Here is a 19,788-nt window from a genome sequence, read left to right as displayed (position 1 = left end):
AGCGTTTTGAAGAAATTCGTGAAAATCAAACTGACAACTAAAATCCGCCAACCGGATGTTGAAGAGCAAGTGTTGGAAATGCGGTCGGAAGGCACAATGACGGTTAAAAATAACCGGCTTTATTTGCAATATGAAGAGCAGCTTGAAGAGCTCAGCATCCGAACCACAGTGAAAATCAGCGATGATGAAGCAGTAATCATGAGAAGCGGAGGCTTGCAGATGCGCCTGCCGTTTTTATTACATAAAGAGCAAACGGGGAATTTAACGAACGAACAGGGGTCTTTTATGCTGACGACGAAAGCGCACGAATTGTCAGCAAGCGATACGCGTTTCAAAGTTCGATACGATCTGGCAATGGGCTCGTCCCATGTCGGGGAATACGAAATGGAAATACAATTTACGGAGGGTAAATCATGAATGCAGTAGAAAAAGTTCAACAGGCCATCAAATTGGCCATCAGTGAAGCGGTTCAAAAAGCCGAATTAACAACCGAACCAATGGAAATCCATTTAGAATCTCCAAAAGACAAAGCGAATGGCGATTATGCAACGAATATCGCCATGCAATTGACGCGCATCGCTAAAAAAGCACCGCGTGCGATTGCGGAAGCGATTGTGGAAAACCTGGATAAAGAATCAGCGAATATTGAAAAAGTGGAAATTGCAGGACCTGGCTTTATCAATATCACGATTAAGAAAGACTATTTACTGGATGTCGTCAAAACCGTATTGGAGCAGAAGGAAGATTACGGCCGCACCAATTCCGGCGCAGGCGAACGCATTCAAGTCGAGTTCGTTTCAGCAAATCCGACTGGCGACTTGCATCTTGGCCATGCCCGCGGTTCATCTGTCGGCGATTCGCTTTGCAATGTACTGGACCTTGCAGGCTATGACGTTTCACGTGAATATTACATCAACGATGCCGGAAACCAAATCAACAATTTGGCGCTTTCGATCGAAGCCCGTTATTTTGAGGCATTAGGAAAAGGCGACAGCATGCCGGAAGACGGCTATCGCGGACAAGACATCAAAGATATCGCGGAAGATCTTGTAAAAGAACACGGCGATAAATTTGTTGCGATGACGCACGAAGAGCGTTTTGAAGCTTTCCGCAAACACGGCTTGAAAGTGGAATTGGCGAAGCTTCAGAAAGACCTTGCGGATTTCCGCGTGGAATTCGATGTGTGGTATCCGGAATCGTCCCTTTATGAAAATGGCAAAATCGATAAAGCATTAGCAAAACTTCGCGAAAATGGCCATGTCTATGAAGAAGACGGTGCTACATGGTTCCGTTCAACGGCATTCGGAGACGATAAAGACCGCGTATTGATCAAGAACGACGGATCTTACACGTATTTGACTCCGGATATCGCTTACCATGAAGATAAATTGCAGCGTGGATTTGATAAATTGATCAATATTTGGGGCGCTGACCACCATGGCTATATTCCGCGTATGAAAGCGGCAATCGAAGCGCTTGGCTACGACCGCGACACGTTGGAAGTGAACATCGTGCAGATGGTCCAGCTTTATAAAGACGGCGAGAAGATGAAGATGAGCAAACGTACCGGCAAAGCGGTCACCATGCGTGAATTGGTTGAGTTGGTCGGCTTAGACGCAGTCCGTTACTTCTTCGCGATGCGCTCAGGCGATTCGCATATGGACTTCGATTTGGATTTGGCCGTTTCCCAGTCCAACGAAAATCCGGTTTACTATTCGCAATATGCGCATGCCCGCATCTGTTCGATTGTGCGCCAGGCAGAAGAGCAAGGTTTCACAGCTTCAACTGACCATCTGGAATTATTGTCATCAGAAAAAGAAGTGGATGTCTTGAAGAAAATCGGCGATTTCCCGAAAGTGGTTGCCGATGCCGCAAAGCTGCGTGCACCGCACCGCATCACGACGTACATCCAAGATCTTGCTTCGAACTTCCACAGCTTCTATAATGCCAATAAAGTATTGGATGCGACGAATGAAGATTTGACGCGTGCACGTCTGGCATTAATTACAGCAGTTAGAACGACGATTGCGAATGCGTTAAAAGTGATCGGCGTTTCTGCACCGGATAAAATGTAAACTTTCTGTTTTTAAACTGAATGTGTATAATGAAAATGAATCAATTGAATAGTTGAAATCATAAAGGTGCTTATGTGTAACAGCATAAGTTAAAAGGGAAGCCGGTTCGAATCCGGCGCGGTCCCGCCACTGTAAGTGTGAGCAATCTGTTGATGCCACTGGAGCAAGACTCCGGGAAGGAACAGAAAGCGCCGAGCACGAGCCAGGAGACCTGCCTTTATGAAACGCCCCATAAGCCTGCGAGGACCGGCTGGATGCATAGTTTTATTATGCCGTCCTTTCATCCCTCCGCAGTTTTATGCGGAGGGATTTTTTATTTCGAACGCAATAATACCAACAAGAGAAAAGGGGATACAGCAATGAAGAAGTTTTGGAAGTTTGGAATGAGTGCGGGTATGGCGGCTTTGCTGCTGGCAGGCTGCGGGGAAGAGGCGGCACCGGCAGAAGAACAGGACGTAGAAACACCGGCAGAACCGCCCAAAGAGGTGGCAGAAGTTGAATTCCCGGTGACTTTGACGGATGCTGTCGGCGAAGAAGTGGTGATTGAAGAAGAGCCGGATGCGATTGTCTCGATGGTGCCTTCTAATACGGAAATCGCTTATGAACTGGGATTGAGTGAAAAAATGGTCGGGGTTTCCGATTTTGATAATTATCCGGAAGAAGCGGCAAGCGTTGAGAAAATTGGCGGACAGGAATTCAATGTGGAAAAAATCATCAGCCTGCAACCCGATATCGTATTAGCGCATGAATCGAATTTAGGAATCGGAGACGGGGTTGCAGCAGCTTCGAGATGCTGGCCTAGATGTATTTGTAGTTGAAGAAGCTACCACTTTTGATGAAGTTTTTGAAACGATGACCATCATCGGGCAAGCAACAGGCACCATGGAAGAAGCGGATGCGCAAATTTCAGAGATGGAAGCGCAATTGGACGAAATCGAAGAAATGTCTGCAGAAGTAAAAGAACCGAAAAAAGTATTTGTCGAAGTGGGAAGTACGCCGGAAATCTATACGACCGGAACGGGCACGTTCATAGACGAAATGCTGTCAACGATCAATGCTGAAAACATCGCCGGCGATCAGGAAGGCTGGGTCAGCATGGATCCGGAAGCAATCGTCAGCAGCAATCCGGATGTAATTGTTACTACTGAAGGCGCATACGTACCAAATGCAGTCGAGCTCATCATGGGACGCAATGGTTTTGCTGAAATCACGGCAGTACAAGACGAGGCGGTTTATAACCTGGACTCGGATAAATTGACACGCCAAGGCCCACGAGTGACAGAAGGATTACTAGAGCTTGCACGGGCAGTATATCCAGAGGTCTACGGTGAATAAAAACCTGATCGCCTACACGATATCCCTCATTTTATTGGCGGGAGCTGTAGTGTTGGGTGTAACGGTCGGCACGGTAACGATTTCACCGCGTGTGCTATGGAATCCATCTTCGGATGAAACAGCGGCCAATATCCTTTGGAATATCCGGATGCCGCGTGTGGTTTTGGCAGGCCTTGTTGGAGCGGCGCTGGCCATTGCCGGAGCAGCTTTTCAAGGGTTGCTGAAAAATCCTTTGGCCGATCCTTATACGTTAGGAGTGTCTTCCGGTGCCTCAGTAGGTGCCGTGACGACGCTCTTTTTCGGCATTACCATCCCTTTTTTAGGAATTTTCACCTTGCCGGTCATCAGTATGGCAGGTGCACTGGCCACAATGTTGGCTGTCATGGGATTTGCCAAATTAGTGGACCGGTCGATGAAGATGGAAACGGTGATTTTAACGGGGATCATTTTCAGCTCTTTTCTCGGCTCGGTCATTTCGTTGATGATCGCTTTGACGGGGGAAGAGCTGCGCCAGATTATCGGTTGGCTTCTTGGTTCAGTTTCCATGCGCGGTTGGCCTTATGTGCAGATGGCGCTGCCATTTCTCTTAATCGGATCGTTTCTGTTATGGCTGAACCGCAGAGAGTTGAACGCCATGCTTTTTGGTGAAGAACGGGCACAGCATCTTGGCGTCAATATCAAAAGGAGCAAAATGATGATTTTGGTCAGCGGTTCTGTTCTGACTGGTGCAGCCGTTGCCGTTTCCGGAACGATTGGATTTGTCGGGCTCGTGGTTCCGCATATGGTTCGCTTACTGTGGGGATCGGACCATCGCCATGTGCTGCCGCTGTCCTTTATCAACGGAGCCGCATTGCTGATCGTCTGTGACTTAGTTTCACGTACGATCATTTCGCCGACGGAACTTCCAATTGGCGTGATCACAGCCTTTATCGGTGCACCGGTCTTTGCCTTTATCTTTTTCCGCCAACGCAAAGGAGTGGCATAATATGTTGAAAATAAACAACTTAAGCGGCGGATATGGGGACCGGAATATTGTCCGGAATGTCTCTTTTTCCGTAGCGAAAGGGTCCATGCTCGGCATTTTAGGTCCGAACGGCAGCGGCAAATCGACCTTAATGAAGTTGATCAGCGGGGTATTGCCGGCAACTGCCGGAACAGTCGAAATCGGCGGCAAAGAAATTGGCGCATTCCAAGCAAAAGAATTAGCGAGAGAGATGGCTGTTTTGCCGCAGCTTCACGCCCATGCTTTTGCCCATACGGTCCGTGAAACGATTTCGCTTGGCCGCTACCCGCATCAAAGCGGCTGGTTTTCTTCCTGGTCAGCGGAAGATGAAAGCGAAGTGCAAGAAGCGATGCGCCTGATGAACATCGGCCAGTATGAAAAGACGCAAATTGACCAGCTGTCAGGCGGAGAACAACAGCGTGTTTTTGTGGCGCAAGCTCTAGCCCAAAATGCCCGTTCTATTATTAGACGAACCAACCAATCATTTGGACATTAACCACCAAAAGGAATTATTAGACACGATTAAAAAACAAGCAATCGAAAAAAATCTGACGATCGTTTCGATTTTCCATGACATCAATATTGCCTCCATGTATTGCGACCAGCTCTTGCTATTGGATCAAGGGCAGATTGTCCGCATGGGCGAACCGCACGAAGTTGTGCGGGAGCAAGATATCGAAGCGGTTTACCATACACGTGTCAGCAATCATCCCCATCCAGAGCTTCCAAAGCCGCAGATTACTTTGCTGCCGGGAGTGGAACGCAAAACAGCCGCGGTTAAAATTGCAGCCGCCGATTTTCTGGTTTCACCTGAAATGGTCGTATACCAAAGTGAAATGCCTTTGAAAACCGTTTCTTCCGCGGTGATTAATGCGGGAGGCGGGCTGGTTCCGTACCTTTATCAACCGCCACGTGGATATGGATTATAATATCGACGACAGTGTCCAGGAAATGACCGGTTTCATTGAGAGCAAAGGCTATAAGCCGACAGAAACAGTCGGGATGATGACGGCTGTCCGAACAGAACATGCGGTTGTGAAAGAATATCAGGGAGATTTCGGATCGGTTGTCATTGCCGTGACTGCAGGTGTCGGAAATGCCGTCGATGTCTCAAGGGCGGTTGACCGGGAAATTGGCGTCGGCACCATCAATACGTGGATTATGGTCAATGGCCATTTATCGGATGAAGCGTTTATCCAGGCAATGATAACAGCGACAGAAGCCAAGACGAAAGCGCTTCATCAAGAAGAGGTAAAAGATCCATTGACGGGCACGATCGCTACCGGAACATCTACAGACAGCTGCCTCGTCTCTGCTACTCAGCAAGGCGAATACTTGCCTTATGCCGGGCCGATTACGGAACTGGGCAAATTGATCGGTACGGGTGTGTTTGAATGTACATTGGATGCACTTGAATCCTACCGGCAGGCGAAACAGCAATGACGGCGCATGTCTTAGCCATTGCCCTTGGTATTTTAATCGACCGGGTCATCGGCGATCCCGAGAATTGGCCGCATCCGGTTCGCTGGATCGGATCGCTCATTATGAAGCTGACTCGAAAGTTGAACCGTGCGCCACATGCGTTTCGCAATGGTTTCTTGCTCATCGCTTTAATGGCTGGCGGTGCTTTTGCGATTGCTTATCTGATCATCAGCTTAGCTTATGAAGTGCAAGGAATAGTGGGCTTCTTTGTTGAAGCTGTATTGATCGCGGTAGGACTCGCACAAAAAAGCTTGAAGGACGCAGCAGAAGAAGTGCATCAGCCGCTTTTGCGGAAGGACTTTTCAAAAGCACGCGAAAAGCTATCCTGGATTGTCGGTCGGGATACCAGGCACTTGAACGAAAGCGAAATCACAAGAGGTGTAGTCGAAACCGTATCCGAAAATACGAGCGACGGCGTCACGGCTCCTTTGTTTTGGGCGTTCTTGCTGGGTGCACCCGGGCTTTGGATGTATAAAGCAGTCAATACGTGCGACTCGATGGTCGGTTATCAAAACGAACAGTTTAGCCGATTCGGCTATGCTTCTGCCAAATTGGACGATGTGCTGAATTTTATCCCGAGCCGTATTACGGGAGCGATTATTCTATTGTCAACGAGAAATAAAAGAGGGCTCACCTTACGTCAGCGTTTTGCTGAATGGCTGCGTGATGCTCCGAAACACCCAAGTCCGAATAGTGGCTGGCTGGAAGCTGCGACTGCCATTCAGCTTGGCATCGAATTGGGCGGCGTCAATACTTACAAAGGGGTTCAATCCGTCCGTGCGCGAATGGGGACGCCAATTTTTAAATTGGAAGCCCATCATATTAAAGAAACAGTAGCGCATATGCATCTAGCTGTTTTTTGGTTTTACATTTTATTTGCAGGAGGAGCGATGATTTTTGAAATTGCCTGACCATGGAGCAAATCCACACCGGCTTTACCAGCAATTGAATATCGAATGTCCGGAGCGGATTTTGGATTTCAGTGAAAATGTCCATCCGTTTGGTCCGCCGGAATTCATCCGGAACTCTTGGCATTCCATGCATGGATTGATTGAACGTTATCCGGATCCGGAAGGTGAACCTTTTCGGAGCGCCGCTGCCAGTTACCATGGGGTTTCAACTGAACAAGTGATTACAGGAAACGGTGCTGCTGAAATTTTTACATGGTTAGCACACCGGTATCAGAAAAAGAAAGTGGTGCTGATTGAACCGGCTTTTTCCGAATACCGAAAAACACTGGAAGCGGAAGAAGCCCAAATCATAACCATCCAATTGACGGAGGAAAATGACTGGCAGCTTGATATCGAATTATTGGCATCTTCTCTTGATGGCTGTGCCGCTGTCTATATTTGCAACCCGCATAACCCGACAGGCCTTCTGATTAAACAGCCGCAGATGGAATCTATTGCTGAAGCTTGCAAGAAGGCGGGATGTGAATTGGTGATCGATGAAGCCTTCATCGATTTTGCGGGGGAGGCTTTTTCATTTATTCCGCGCCAATCGTCTTACCCTCAAACCATCATCGTCCGATCGATGACAAAAATGTACGCGATTGCCGGACTCCGGCTCGGTTATGCAATTGGCACCCTGGAAATCATGCAGGCGCTAAAACAAGGAGCGGCACATTGGAATGTCAACGCCATTTCCGCTCAAATCGGAGCCGAATGTTTTAAGGAACAGATTTACAGGGAGCGAGTAATTGCTTCGGCGAATGAAGAACGGGAGCGCATGGCAGCCTTTTTAAAAGGCGTTCAATGCAAGGTGAGTGCATCCGCAGTAAATTTCTTATCTTTCAAACTGCCGGAAGAAAAAGATTCCTGCCGGTTTTTCATCGATTTTCTTGAGCAAGGCTTTGTTCTTCGGCATACCAAATCGTTCCGGGGAATGGATGGCGAATGGTTCCGCATCGGCATGAAGACACCTGCGCAAATGGATCAATTGCAGGAGGCGATCGGCAGATGGCTAATGGACAATTGATCTTTGTGAGCGGAGGTGTCCGCAGCGGGAAAAGTGCGTGGGCTGAACGGAGAATTCAAGGGTCAGCTGGGACTCGCAAAGTTTATTTGGCGAGCGGGCAAGCGCATGACCCGGAAATGGTGCAACGAATTCATCGCCACCAGGAGGACCGGAAAGAACAAGATTGGATCACCATCGAACAGCCTTTGCATTTGGAAAAGGCGCTTCCATTTATAGAAGACGGCGACGCGGTCTTATGGGATTGCGCCACCACCTGGCTCGCCAATGAATTATACGAAGGCTGGGAAAAAGGGGCTTCGTGTGCCGGACAGCCAGGATGTATGGAGCAAAAATGGGCCAATTTGAAGAACACGATCCACAGTTTGCAGTGCCGGACAAAACTGCTGGTTATTGTCTCGAATGAAGTGTTGGATGATTTCGTCCGGGACGATACGTATCAGCGCTGGCTCGGGAGAATCCATATTTGGATTGCTGCACAAGCAGACGAAGCTTATGAAATGGAAAATGGCATGGCCCAAAAAAGGAAGTGATGAAAAGATGCGCCATGTAGTGAATGGAATTGCACTGGCTTTTCAGTTTTTCTCTGCCATTCCGGTTAAAAAGGAATTGCCGATGGAGAGAAAAGACATCACCGCAATGTATGCGGCTCTGCCTTTTCTGGGATTGTTTTTTGGCAGTGCAGCAGCAATTACTGCGTTGGTATTCAGGGATTTCACAGAACTCAGCTCATTAATTGCCGCATTCTTCATCACGGTTCTCTTCGTTATTTTAACAGGCGGCTTGCATTTGGACGGTTTGGCGGATGTCGGAGATGCCTATTTCTCTTATCGGGACCGGAAAAAGCGGCTTGAAATCATGGCCGACCCCCGTATCGGTGCATTCGGGACGATGGTGCTGCTATTTGCAGTAATCGGGAAAATCCTTATTATTTCGGAAATTATTTACCAGGTTTCACTCATTGCAGTTTTATTCCTCCCATTCCTGTCCCGAACGGGTCTTCTGCTGCTGTTCAATACGCTTGGCAGTGCAAAAGCAGAGGGCCTTGCATTCTTTTTTCAGAATAAAGCGAATAAAAAAAGTTTGCTTGCAGCATCGGCCCTATATTTAGCAATCGCATTAAGCGGGATGGTCATCTTGCTTGGCTGGAAAATAGCTATTGCTTTATCTCTCGCCTTTGCCATTTCTTTAGGGCTTTACCGGAATTGGTGCAAGCGCCATTTCGGAGGGGCGACGGGAGACTTGTTTGGAGCTTATATAGAAGGGACGGAATGGCTATTATGGGCAATTCTTTTATTCTTCATCTGATCCGCCATGCACCGACTGCAGGAAATCAGGCGAAACAATATATCGGCTGGACTGATGAAGCGGTGTTGCCGTTTAAAGCAGAACCCAATTCTTCGCAGACATCCGTTTGGGGAAGTGATCTGAAAAGATGCAAGCAAACGGCAGCCCTTCTTTTTCCAAATGCGAATTATCACCCGTCGCCGCTTTGGCGCGAATGCCATTTCGGCGATTGGGAGCAGAAAACCTATGCAGAACTCGAAAACGACGAATTGTATCGGAACTGGATTGACGATCCGCTAAACTTGGCACCTCCTAATGGAGAAAACTTGCAGCAGCTAGCGAAACGGATTGAAAAGGCGTTAAAAGTTTTGCCGGAAGGCGATGAATTCACCATTTTGACGCACGGAGGACCCATCCGATATATATTGGCGAGAGCAATGGGACAGCCGTTCCAACGGCAAACTGCGCAGCACGGGCGCCAAATTACGTTGGAATGGAAAAACCGGAAAGCTATGGAGGAGGGGGAATTATGCGCATCGTTTTCGGCGGTGCCTTTAATGGCAAACGTGAATACGTAAAAAAACGTTTTGCTGGCCAGGAAGTGGAATGGTTGGAAAGCGAACTTCCAAAAGGTTCGGTTGTATTTTCAACAATAGTGGTCACTGGAATTGAGCACCGCATCAAAACCCAATTGGGCAATGGGATTTCCGAATTTCAAATTCGTGAAGAAATCCAACAGATGCTGGCTAAGTACAAAGATTATAAGCTGATTTGGGTATTAACCGATATGAACCGGGGAATCGTACCGATTGATCCGCTCGAACGCGAACTGCGCGATGTGCTCGGCAGGATCTATCAATTTTTATTCTCCGAAGCGACTGAAATTACACGAATTTGGTACGGCATACCACAAAACTTAAAAGGCGGGGATGGAAGATGAAAATCTACACAAAAACAGGCGACAAAGGGCAAACGGGTTTAATCGGGGCGCGGCGGATAAAGATGCACCGCGCGTTGAAGCTTACGGAACGATTGATGAAGTCAATTCGTTTATCGGCAAAGCAATGACAGAGTTGGATGCAGAAAAGTACGCCGACTTGTTGGCGGATCTGGAAGCCATCCAAAACGAATTGTTTGATTGCGGCGGGGATCTTGCAGATGTCCGGAAAGAGCCGAATTACAAAATGACCGAACAGCCGGTGGAAGTGTTGGAATCGCGCATTGATGACTTGATGGAAGAGCCGCCGCTTCTCGAGCGTTTCATCTTGCCGGGCGGATCGCCGGCTGCAGCCACTTTGCATATCGCACGGACAATCACACGCCGGGCAGAACGGCAAACAGTGACTTTGATGAAATCAGGGGAAGAATTTCCATCGGTCGTGCAGCGCTATTTGAACCGCTTGTCCGATTACTTGTTTGCAGCAGCCCGTGTGGTGAATTCGCGTGCAGGAGTGCCGGATAACGAATACGTCAGAAGTGCGAAAGTCTTCAAAAACGGCGGCCGTGCGAAAAAACAGGATTAATATGAAGACAAAGACGCTTGCCCTCACTGCTCTATTTATCAGTTTAGCTGCAATCGGCGGATTATTGAAAATTCCAGTCGGCATCGCTTCGATCGCACTCGATTCCATGCCGGCGTTAATTGCCGCCTTATTTTTGTCAGCCCCGCTTGCTGGGACAGTGGCTGCGGCCGGCCATTTACTATCTGCGATGCTCGGCGGTTTTCCGCTCGGTCCATTTCACTTTCTGATCGCGTTTGAAATGTTTGCGGTTGTTTGGCTGTTTGCGAAGATGAGTGAACATAGGTGGAATAAATTGAGATGGCCGGCGTTTGTTATAGGGAATGGAATCATCGCCGCCATCCCGTTCTATTTTTTATTGTCTCCGCATTTTTCTATGCTTCTGTTCCAGGACTCTTGCTTGCGGCAGCGATTAACGCCGGCGTTGCCGCAGTCGTTATGCCCTTCATGTTCCGAGTTGGCGAGAAGGTGAGCTGATGCGAAACGGGATCGAACTGGATGGCTGGGTGATTACATCCGATAACTCAGCGGGAATCGGCGGCAAGGAGTTGGATGAAGTCAATGCACCGGACCAGCTAACTGCAAAATTTGCAGCCCGTGTTGCCTTGCTTGAACAATGGGCGGCCGGAAGTGAACCGGAAGCTGTACTCGTCCACAATTTCAGCGGGGATGCGCAATGGGCTTCCTATAAGGCTGGCATCGAAGAAATTTTCCGAGAAGCAGATATGGACGTGCCGCAAATCGGTGGAAGTTCCGAGACGAATATGGCGACGCTGCAATCCGGAATTGCGGTGACGATGCTTGGCCGGCAGCAGCGTCACTTCGTTTCGGAAGGACTGCAATGGTATGTCTACGGGAAGCCGCTCGTCGGTGAAGCTGTACTTGCACAAAAAGAAGCGGTTGCGGATTTGAAGAAAATCCGCGCAGCCATCCAAAGCGGAATCGTCAAACGGATTTGGCCAATTGGCTCCAAAGGCATTGAAGCAGAAGCCCGGCAGTTATTCGGTGCAACTGCAGCCGTTTCTGCAGATGTTCAATTGGATGTATCCGCTGGTCCGGCCTGCTGCGTACTGCTCGGTGTAGAAACAGAGCGGACAAAGGAAGCCGCTCTGTTTTTCGGTAAATTTTTTGAACCATTGATTGTAGAACGGGAAGAAGGCAGCGTTTAAGACGCTGCCTTTTTTCTATGGGCAATAATTCGGCCCCAAGGTTCACGTGCAGCAATTTCGAAATTTAAGTATTTGGCACAATCCTGGTTCCCTTGATATCAAGCCGATGAGAGCGATTCCAGAAAAAGCTTTTATTCAACTGGAGCCTGTGTATAATAAAAAGATGAAACCCCTTTCAAATAACAGTTGACTGAATGCTCATTCATATTTTAAACTAGACTTAGCATCGACATTTAAAAAGGGTTCACGTACACTTTGCTTAAGGAATTTTTGGAATTTACACATAAAAAAGGGGGATAACATCATGGAGCCATTGCTCATTGCGAACTGGGTCTTCTTCATAGCCATTTTGGGATATGCAGTTTATCTGTTTATTTATTTGCTGAAAACGCGCTACGACTTCATCAAGCTCGGAAAGAAAGTCGAGTTTGAAGAAAATTTCAAAGAGCGTTTGCGCAAAGTCATGGTCAACGTTTTTGGCCAAAAGAAATTGATGAAAGATAAGAAGAGCGGAACGATTCACGTTATGTTCTTTTACGGGTTCTTATTGGTGCAGGCAAGCGCCATCGATTTCATCATTAAAGGGCTTGTGCCTGGAGCACATTTGCCGCTAGGACCGTTATACCCAGCCTTCACATTCTTCCAGGAAATCGTGACATTGACGATTTTGGTTGCAGTGGTTTGGGCGTTCTATAGAAGATACATCGAGAAATTGGTGCGTTTGAAACGCGGATGGAAATCCGGATTAGTGCTGATCTTCATCGGTGGATTGATGGTTTCTGTACTTGTTGGGAACGGTGCCAGCATGATTTGGCTTGGACACGAAACTGCATGGACAGAGCCTGTAGCTTCTGTATTTGCCACTTTGTTCTCAGGACTTCCTGAAACAGCAGCAGCTGCGATTTTCTACGTAATGTGGTGGGCGCATTTATTGTTCCTTCTGACATTCTTAGTTTACGTACCGCAATCAAAACACGCACATTTAATCTTCGGACCGGTCAATACTTGGTTTCACCGTGTGGACCACGTGGGCCGCTTGAAACCGATCAATTTTGAAGAGATGGAAGACGAAGAAGACGAGGAAGCGATGCCTTCATTTGGCGTCGGCAAAATCACCGACTTCAGCCAATCGCAGATGATCGACTTTTACGCTTGCGTAGAATGTGGGCGCTGTACGAATATGTGTCCAGCAACCGGAACAGGGAAAATGCTGTCTCCGATGGACTTGATTACGAAACTTCGCGACAATTTGACGAATACAGGCGCAGTTATGACACGCCAAAAACCATGGGTTCCGGCACTTGCATTCAACGGAACAAAAGGGAACCAGTTGGCAATGGCTGCCGGTGCTGAAGGGGTTAGCATCGACGAACTTTACAGCCCAAGCTTGATCGGAGACGTTATCACAGAAGAAGAAATCTGGGCATGTACAACTTGCCGTAACTGTGAAGACCAATGTCCGGTTATGAACGAGCACGTGGATAAAATTATCGACCTTCGCCGTTACCTTGTAATGACGGAAGGGAAGATGGACAAAGACGCTCAGCGCGCGATGACAAACATCGAGAAGCAAGGGAATCCTTGGGGCCTTAACCGCAAAGAAAAAGAAAACTGGAGAGATGCACGTCCAGATATCTCAATCCCGACTGTAAAAGAAATGAACAAAGCAGGCGAAGAATTCGAGTTCCTATTCTGGGTAGGTTCGATGGGATCATTCGACAGCCGCTCTCAGAAAATCGCTTTATCGTTTGCCCGTTTGATGAACGAAGCAGGCGTGAAATTCGCGATTCTTGGAAATAAAGAAAAGAACTCCGGCGATACACCGAGACGTCTAGGAAATGAATTCTTGTTCCAGGAACTTGCAACAGCGAACATCAAAGAATTCGAAAAAGCGGAGATCAAGAAAATCGTGACGATTGACCCGCACGCATACAATATCTTCAAAAACGAATATCCGGATTTCGGCTTTAAAGCGGAAGTCTACCACCATACGGAAATGCTGTTTGAACTTGTGCAAGAAGGCAGACTGAAACCGCAATTCCCGGTAAATGAAAAAATCACATTCCATGATTCTTGCTACTTGGGCCGCTATAACGACGTCTACGACGCGCCGCGTGAGATTTTGAAATCGATCGAAGGAGTCGAATTGGTCGAAATGGTCCGAAACCGCCAAGACGGCATGTGCTGTGGAGCCGGCGGCGGATTGATGTGGATGGAAGAAGATGCTGGACACCGCGTCAACGTAGCGCGTACGGAACAAGCGTTGGAAGTAAACCCAACCGTCATCTCATCTGGATGCCCGTACTGCTTGACGATGTTGTCGGATGGAACGAAAGCAAAAGAAGTAGAAGAAACCGTCAGCACTTACGACGTAGCAGAACTTCTGGAAATGGCAGTCATCGGCAGCCAGACACCAGAACTAGAACCGGCAATCGTTCAATAATTATTGCCAAAACAACAAAAATTCTATAAGATAGAATCATAAGCAACAGAAATGAAAGGGAGTCTAACCACTCCCTTTTCTTTTGAACCAAAATCCGAGCGAGCGTTCAGTCAACATTTGATGCCGCAGGGAACGCGGCATCAAATGTTTGCGCCGAAGCTAGCGAAGCGATGCAGGCGCAATAGTATTATGCGATGCTAAGTATAAAATTTGCGACGAAGCAGCGAAGCGATGCAGAAACAGGCGCAATAGTATTATGCGATGCTAAGTATAAAATTTGCGACGAAGCAGCGAAGCGATGGAGGAGCAAACGGTTTGCCGAAGCTAGCGCAGCGATGCAACGCACTTTCATGTTTCGAAGCAGCGAAGTGACGCAGAAACAAACCAATTATCTTCATGTATAACCCAATTTCATTTTCATAAATGAATTTTTTTATACCGCTATGAAACCGTTTACACCTACACGAAGGGGAGGAAAAGAAAATGGCAAAAACAGTGATCATCGAAGGGGCACGGACAGCATTTGGCAAGTTTGGCGGGAATTTAAGTACGCTCACAGCAAGCGAGCTTGGGGCAGCAGCGATCAAAGAAGCGATGGCGCGAGCAGGCATTGAGCCGGAACAAGTACAAGAAGTCATCATGGGCAACGTGCTTCAAGCAGGACAGGGGCAGATCCCTTCCCGCCAGGCAGCTAAAAAAGCGGGGATTCCTTATAACGTCAAATCGGAAACAATCAATAAAGTGTGTGCTTCCGGCATGCGCAGCGTGACACTTGCGGATCAAATCATTCGCTTAGGGGATGAAGAAGTCATCGTGGCAGGCGGCATGGAATCGATGTCCAATGCGCCGTATTATTTGCCGAAAGGCCGATGGGGGCTTCGCATGGGCGATGCTCAAGTGATTGACGGGATGGTTCACGACGGATTGTCTTGTTCGTTCCACCCGGACCGCGTGCACATGGGAACATACGGCAACTCGACTGCGGAAGATTTCGGTTTGACGCGTGAAGCGCAAGACGAATGGTCCGTGCGTTCGCATGAACGGGCGATCAAAGCGAAAGACCTTTTTGCCGAAGAAATCGCACCGATTGAAATTCCACAGCGTAAAGGCGATTCAATAACAGTTGATTTTGATGAAGCACCACGTGCCAATTCAACGATCGAAGCGCTTGCGAAATTAAAGCCGGCATTCGGAAAAGACGGCACGATTACAGCTGGGAATGCACCAGGAATCAATGACGGTGCCGCAGCATTCGTGTTGATGAGCGAAGAACGTGCTCAAAAAGAAAGCAAGAATCCGTTGGCACATATTTTGGCGCATACGGAAGTGGCGATTGAGCCGCACCGTTTCCCGGAAACTCCAGGAATTGTCATCAACGAATTATTGAAGAAAACGGGCAGATCACTAGAGGAAATCGATTTATTCGAAATTAACGAAGCGTTTGCAGCAGTGGCGCTGGCAAGCTCGAAAATTGCTGGGTTGGATGCTGAAAAAGTGAATGTGAACGGCGGGTCGGTTGCGCTTGGACATCCGATCGGAGCAAGCGGAACACGCATCATCCTGACACTCGCGTATGAGTTGAAGCGCCGCGGAGGCGGAATTGGCATCGCAGCTATTTGTTCAGGCGGCGGCCAAGGCGATGCAATCATGATCGAAGTACCGAAACAGGAGGCAAACTGACAATGGCGATTCAAAACGTAATGGTAATCGGTGCCGGCCAAATGGGTTCAGGCATCGCACAGGTTTGTGCACAAGCTGGATTTAACGTGAAACTGAATGATATGAAACAAGAAGCTTATGACCGCGGAATCGGGACGATTACGAAAAACTTATCCCGCAACGTTGAAAAAGGACGCATGACGGAAGATGAGAAAGCAGCGGTTCTCGGCCGAATTACACCATCTCTTGATTTAAAAGATGCCCATGATGCAGATATCGTCATCGAAGCTGCAGTAGAAAATATGGAAATCAAGCACAGCATTTTCAAAACGCTGGATGAAGTGGCGCCGAAGCATGCGATTTTAGCATCGAACACATCGTCGCTTCCAATCACGGAAATTGCAGCAGTGACGAACCGGCCAGAGCAAGTGATCGGCATGCATTTCATGAATCCGGTACCGGTCATGAAATTGGTTGAAATCATCCGCGGGTTGGCAACTTCTGATGAAGTGTACCAAGCGGTTGAAGAAATGACGCTCAAACTTTCGAAAACGCCGGTTGAATGCAACGACTTCCCAGGATTTGTTGCAAACCGCATTTTGATGCCGATGATCAACGAAGCGATTTTCACGCTGCAAGAAGGTGTCGCAACGAAAGAAGCGATTGACGACATCATGAAACTCGGCATGAACCATCCGATGGGGCCATTGCAGCTTGCCGATTTTATCGGGCTCGATACTTGTCTCTACATCATGGAAGTTTTGCACGAAGGATTCGGCGACAGCAAATACCGTCCAAGCCCATTGCTTCGCCAGTACGTGAAAGCCGGCTGGTTAGGCAAGAAAACGGGCCGTGGATTTTATGAATACAGCTAATTTAGGGGGAACAGCAATGGATTTGCGATTTACAGAAGAACAATTGATGATGCGCAATATGGTGCGTGATTTTGCAAAAGAAGAAATAGCACCATTTATCGACCGGATGGAAGAAGGGGAATTTCCCCGCGAAATCATCAAGAAAATGGGCGGACTTGGCTTGATGGGCATCACCGCACCTGAGAAATACGGCGGTTCCGATATGGACTTTACTTCTTATATCAGCGCCATTCATGAATTGTCAAAAGTCAGTGCAGTTGTCGGTGTGATTTTGTCCGTCCATACGTCAGTCGGCACCAATCCGATTTTGAACTTCGGTACAGAAGAGCAGATCCAGCGCTATGTTCCGAAATTGGCTTCAGGCGAATATTTGGGGGCATTTTGCCTAACAGAACCGGCTGCCGGCTCTGATGCAGGCAGCTTAAAGACAAAAGCAGTGTTGAACGGTGATCATTACGTCTTAAACGGCTCAAAAGTATTTATCACAAACGGCGGAGAAGCGGATACATATATCGTTTTCGCGTCGACAAAACCGGAAGCGGGCTCGCGTGGAATTTCTGCATTTATTGTGGAAAAGGATTTTCCGGGCTTGGTCATCGGCAAAGATGAGAAGAAAATGGGGCTTCACGGTTCACGGACAGTGCAGCTGACATTCGATAATATGAAAGTGCCGGTTGAAAACTTGCTTGGCACGGAAAATAAAGGCTTTAGCATCGCCATGGCGAATTTGAACGTCGGACGCATCGGGATTGCGGCACAGGCACTTGGCATCGCAGAAGCGGCCTATGAACATGCGGTGGCTTATGCGAAAGAGCGTGTGCAGTTTGGCAAACCGATTTCACAGCAGCAAGGCGTCGGCTTTAAATTAGCGGATATGGCAACACAAGTGGAAGCGGCAAAATTGCTTGTCTACCAGGCGGCTGATCTTTATGCACAAGGTAAAGACTGCAATAAGCAAGCTTCAATGGCGAAATTATTCGCATCCAAAGCAGCAATGGACGTTTCCATCGAAGCCATCCAAGTTTTTGGCGGCTATGGCTATACGGAAGATTATCCGGTCGAGCGCTTATTCCGCGACGCGAAAGTAACGGAAATCTATGAAGGCACGAGTGAAATTCAACGCATTGTTATCAGCAAGCAACTATTAAAATAATTGGGGGAAATGAAAATGAATTTTCAATTGAGCGAAGAACATAAAATGATCCGCAAAATGGTACGCGATTTCGCAAACAAAGAAGTGGCGCCGACAGCAGAAGAGCGCGACGAAGAAGAACGTTTTGACCGCGAAATTTTCGATAAAATGGCGGAACTGGGATTGACAGGGATTCCTTGGCCGGAAGAGTACGGCGGTATTGGATCTGACTATTTGGCATACTGCATCGCTGTGGAAGAATTGTCGCGCGTCTGCGCTTCAACTGGCGTAACGCTTTCAGCCCACACATCACTTGCAGGCTGGCCGGTATACACATTCGGAACAGAAGAGCAGAAACAGAAATACCTTCGCCCGATGGCAGAAGGTACGAAAATTGGTGCTTACGGTTTGACGGAGCCCGCTTCAGGATCGGATGCAGGCGGCATGAAAACTTCTGCTAAAGAAGACGGCGACCACTACATCTTGAATGGTTCGAAAATCTTTATCACAAACGGCGGAATTGCGGACATCTACATCGTCTTCGCGGTGACAGATCCAGAATCCAAGCATAAAGGCACGACCGCTTTCATCGTTGAAAAAGACTTTGAAGGATTCTCAGTCGGCAAAAAAGAGAAGAAACTCGGGATCCGTTCAAGCCCGACAACTGAAATCATTTTTGACAACTGCCGCGTACCGAAAGAAAACATGCTTGGCGAACTTGGCCAAGGCTTTAAAATTGCGATGCAGACGCTTGACGGCGGACGCAACGGAATCGCTGCACAAGCAGTCGGAATTGCACAAGGTGCGATGGACGCTGCAATCGGCTACGCAAAAGAGCGCGAGCAATTCGGCAAACCGATTGCTGCGAACCAAGGCGTATCGTTTAAATTGGCGGATATGGCAACATCGATTGAAGCTTCCCGCCTGTTGACTTACCAAGCTGCTTGGCTTGAGTCGAACAAACTTTCTTACAGCAAAGAATCGGCAATGGCGAAATTGATGGCTGGAGATACGGCGATGAAAGTCACAGTAGAAGCTGTTCAAGTATTCGGCGGCTACGGCTATACGAAAGACTATCCGGTCGAACGTTTCATGCGTGATGCGAAAATCACTCAAATTTACGAAGGCACACAGGAAATCCAGCGTTTGGTCATTTCCCGTATGGTCACTAAATAACCGGAGGGCTGCTTGATGAATAAAAAGCGTGAAATTCAGTCCTCCGTAAAAGACGAAAGCCTGATTGAAAAGCGCCGTGCACAGATGATTCGCGGCGCTGTCACGCTTTTTAAAGAAAAAGGCTTTCACCGGACGACGACAAGAGAAATTGCCAAAGCTTCAGGTTTTAGTATCGGCACTTTATATGAATACATCCGGACAAAAGAGGATGTCCTTTATTTGGTCTGTGACTCGATTTACGACGAAGTGCATGCACGGCTCGATGCGCTTGACATTGACAAAGGATCACTTGATGTACTGATTACGGCAATCGAACATTACTACAGCTTGATCGATGACATGCAGGACGAATACGTGGTCATGTACCAGGAATCGAAATCGCTCCCAAAAGACGCGCTTCGCTATGTGCTGGATAAAGAAATGGAAATGGTGTCTCTCTTTGAGCGTTTGCTCGCAGAATGTGCGGACAGCGGAGAAATCACCATGGCGCCGAAGGAAATTAAACTGGCAGCCAATCATTTATTTGTCCAAGGCCAAATGTGGGCATTCCGCCGCTGGGCATTGCGTGATTACACAATTCAGGAATTCATCGAACTTCAAACGAAATTTCTGCTGCAGGGGATGGCAGGGGAGAAAATTACGCTACGGGGGGTTTAAT

At 48.0% G+C, this 19,788-nt stretch carries 17 protein-coding genes, 3 pseudogenes and 1 riboswitch; all 20 genes and pseudogenes read left to right on the top strand.

Annotated elements, in window-relative coordinates; all coding sequences use genetic code 11:
• Positions 1 to 6: 6 nt before the first annotated feature.
• The 20 genes and pseudogenes from L0M13_RS14215 (at position 7) to L0M13_RS14120 (ending at position 19,787) form a co-directional block, all read left to right on the top strand.
• The gene (locus tag L0M13_RS14215) at positions 7 to 417 is read left to right on the top strand and encodes a YwiB family protein (protein ID WP_235197116.1); all 411 of its coding nucleotides are present in this window, start codon (positions 7 to 9) and stop codon (positions 415 to 417) included.
• Positions 414 to 2,075, top strand: coding sequence for an arginine--tRNA ligase (gene argS / locus L0M13_RS14210; RefSeq protein WP_235197115.1), 1,662 nt, complete (start codon positions 414 to 416; stop codon positions 2,073 to 2,075). Before L0M13_RS14215 ends, argS begins: the two co-directional genes overlap by 4 nt.
• A gap of 47 nt (positions 2,076 to 2,122) precedes the next feature.
• A riboswitch (cobalamin riboswitch) is annotated at positions 2,123 to 2,309 on the top strand.
• A 125-nt stretch (positions 2,310 to 2,434) separates the two neighbouring features.
• Positions 2,435 to 3,410 (top strand): annotated as a pseudogene (locus L0M13_RS18765) (ABC transporter substrate-binding protein).
• A 7-nt stretch (positions 3,411 to 3,417) separates the two neighbouring features.
• Positions 3,418 to 4,395, top strand: a complete 978-nt coding sequence (locus L0M13_RS14200) for a FecCD family ABC transporter permease (RefSeq protein WP_397443545.1) — start codon at positions 3,418 to 3,420, stop codon at positions 4,393 to 4,395.
• A gap of 1 nt (position 4,396) precedes the next feature.
• A pseudogene (locus tag L0M13_RS14195) lies at positions 4,397 to 5,856 on the top strand (adenosylcobinamide amidohydrolase).
• Complete coding sequence (gene cbiB, locus L0M13_RS14190) at positions 5,853 to 6,806, top strand: adenosylcobinamide-phosphate synthase CbiB (RefSeq protein WP_235197113.1); 954 nt, start codon at positions 5,853 to 5,855, stop codon at positions 6,804 to 6,806. Before L0M13_RS14195 ends, cbiB begins: the two are co-directional and overlap by 4 nt.
• The gene (locus L0M13_RS14185; RefSeq protein ID WP_235197112.1) at positions 6,793 to 7,872 is read left to right on the top strand and encodes a pyridoxal phosphate-dependent aminotransferase; all 1,080 of its coding nucleotides are present in this window, start codon (positions 6,793 to 6,795) and stop codon (positions 7,870 to 7,872) included. Before cbiB ends, L0M13_RS14185 begins: the two co-directional genes overlap by 14 nt.
• On the top strand, positions 7,854 to 8,402 hold the full coding sequence (locus tag L0M13_RS14180) for a bifunctional adenosylcobinamide kinase/adenosylcobinamide-phosphate guanylyltransferase (RefSeq protein WP_235197111.1): 549 nt from the start codon (positions 7,854 to 7,856) through the stop codon (positions 8,400 to 8,402). The genes L0M13_RS14185 and L0M13_RS14180 overlap by 19 nt, the downstream gene beginning before the upstream one ends.
• A complete protein-coding gene (gene cobS / locus L0M13_RS14175; RefSeq protein WP_235197110.1) occupies positions 8,365 to 9,177 on the top strand; it encodes an adenosylcobinamide-GDP ribazoletransferase in 813 nt (270 codons plus the stop codon). Before L0M13_RS14180 ends, cobS begins: the two co-directional genes overlap by 38 nt.
• Positions 9,141 to 9,734, top strand: a complete 594-nt coding sequence (locus L0M13_RS14170) for a histidine phosphatase family protein (RefSeq protein WP_235197109.1) — start codon at positions 9,141 to 9,143, stop codon at positions 9,732 to 9,734. Before cobS ends, L0M13_RS14170 begins: the two co-directional genes overlap by 37 nt.
• A complete protein-coding gene (locus L0M13_RS14165) occupies positions 9,686 to 10,096 on the top strand; it encodes a bifunctional adenosylcobinamide kinase/adenosylcobinamide-phosphate guanylyltransferase (RefSeq protein ID WP_235197108.1) in 411 nt (136 codons plus the stop codon). The genes L0M13_RS14170 and L0M13_RS14165 overlap by 49 nt, the downstream gene beginning before the upstream one ends.
• Positions 10,093 to 10,679: pseudogene (locus L0M13_RS14160) on the top strand (cob(I)yrinic acid a,c-diamide adenosyltransferase). Before L0M13_RS14165 ends, L0M13_RS14160 begins: the two are co-directional and overlap by 4 nt.
• A gap of 1 nt (position 10,680) precedes the next feature.
• On the top strand, positions 10,681 to 11,148 hold the full coding sequence (locus L0M13_RS14155; RefSeq protein ID WP_235197107.1) for an ECF transporter S component: 468 nt from the start codon (positions 10,681 to 10,683) through the stop codon (positions 11,146 to 11,148).
• A gap of 4 nt (positions 11,149 to 11,152) precedes the next feature.
• Positions 11,153 to 11,845, top strand: a complete 693-nt coding sequence (locus tag L0M13_RS14150) for an alpha-ribazole-5-phosphate synthase (protein WP_235197106.1) — start codon at positions 11,153 to 11,155, stop codon at positions 11,843 to 11,845.
• Between the two features lie 304 nt (positions 11,846 to 12,149).
• Positions 12,150 to 14,288 (top strand): (Fe-S)-binding protein, encoded by a 2,139-nt coding sequence (locus tag L0M13_RS14145; RefSeq protein WP_235197105.1) that lies wholly within the window; start codon positions 12,150 to 12,152, stop codon positions 14,286 to 14,288.
• Positions 14,289 to 14,771: 483 nt separating this feature from the next.
• Complete coding sequence (locus L0M13_RS14140; RefSeq protein ID WP_235197104.1) at positions 14,772 to 15,968, top strand: acetyl-CoA C-acetyltransferase; 1,197 nt, start codon at positions 14,772 to 14,774, stop codon at positions 15,966 to 15,968.
• Between the two features lie 2 nt (positions 15,969 to 15,970).
• Entirely contained in the window at positions 15,971 to 16,822 is an 852-nt protein-coding gene (locus L0M13_RS14135) for a 3-hydroxybutyryl-CoA dehydrogenase (protein WP_052650662.1), read from the top strand.
• Positions 16,823 to 16,838: 16 nt separating this feature from the next.
• The gene (locus L0M13_RS14130; RefSeq protein ID WP_235197103.1) at positions 16,839 to 17,975 is read left to right on the top strand and encodes an acyl-CoA dehydrogenase; all 1,137 of its coding nucleotides are present in this window, start codon (positions 16,839 to 16,841) and stop codon (positions 17,973 to 17,975) included.
• A gap of 15 nt (positions 17,976 to 17,990) precedes the next feature.
• Positions 17,991 to 19,130 carry an acyl-CoA dehydrogenase gene (locus tag L0M13_RS14125; protein WP_235197102.1) on the top strand — a complete coding sequence of 380 codons (1,140 nt, stop codon included), beginning with the start codon at positions 17,991 to 17,993 and terminating at the stop codon, positions 19,128 to 19,130.
• Positions 19,131 to 19,145: 15 nt separating this feature from the next.
• Positions 19,146 to 19,787 (top strand): TetR/AcrR family transcriptional regulator, encoded by a 642-nt coding sequence (locus L0M13_RS14120; protein ID WP_235197101.1) that lies wholly within the window; start codon positions 19,146 to 19,148, stop codon positions 19,785 to 19,787.
• The last annotated feature ends 1 nt before the right edge of the window (position 19,788 follow it).

Origin of the sequence: Planococcus sp. 107-1 (assembly GCF_021513255.1) — a bacterium.
Classification (GTDB): domain Bacteria; phylum Bacillota; class Bacilli; order Bacillales_A; family Planococcaceae; genus Planococcus.
Note: the sequence above shows the minus strand (reverse complement) of the source record. Positions and strands in the feature narration are given on the sequence as shown.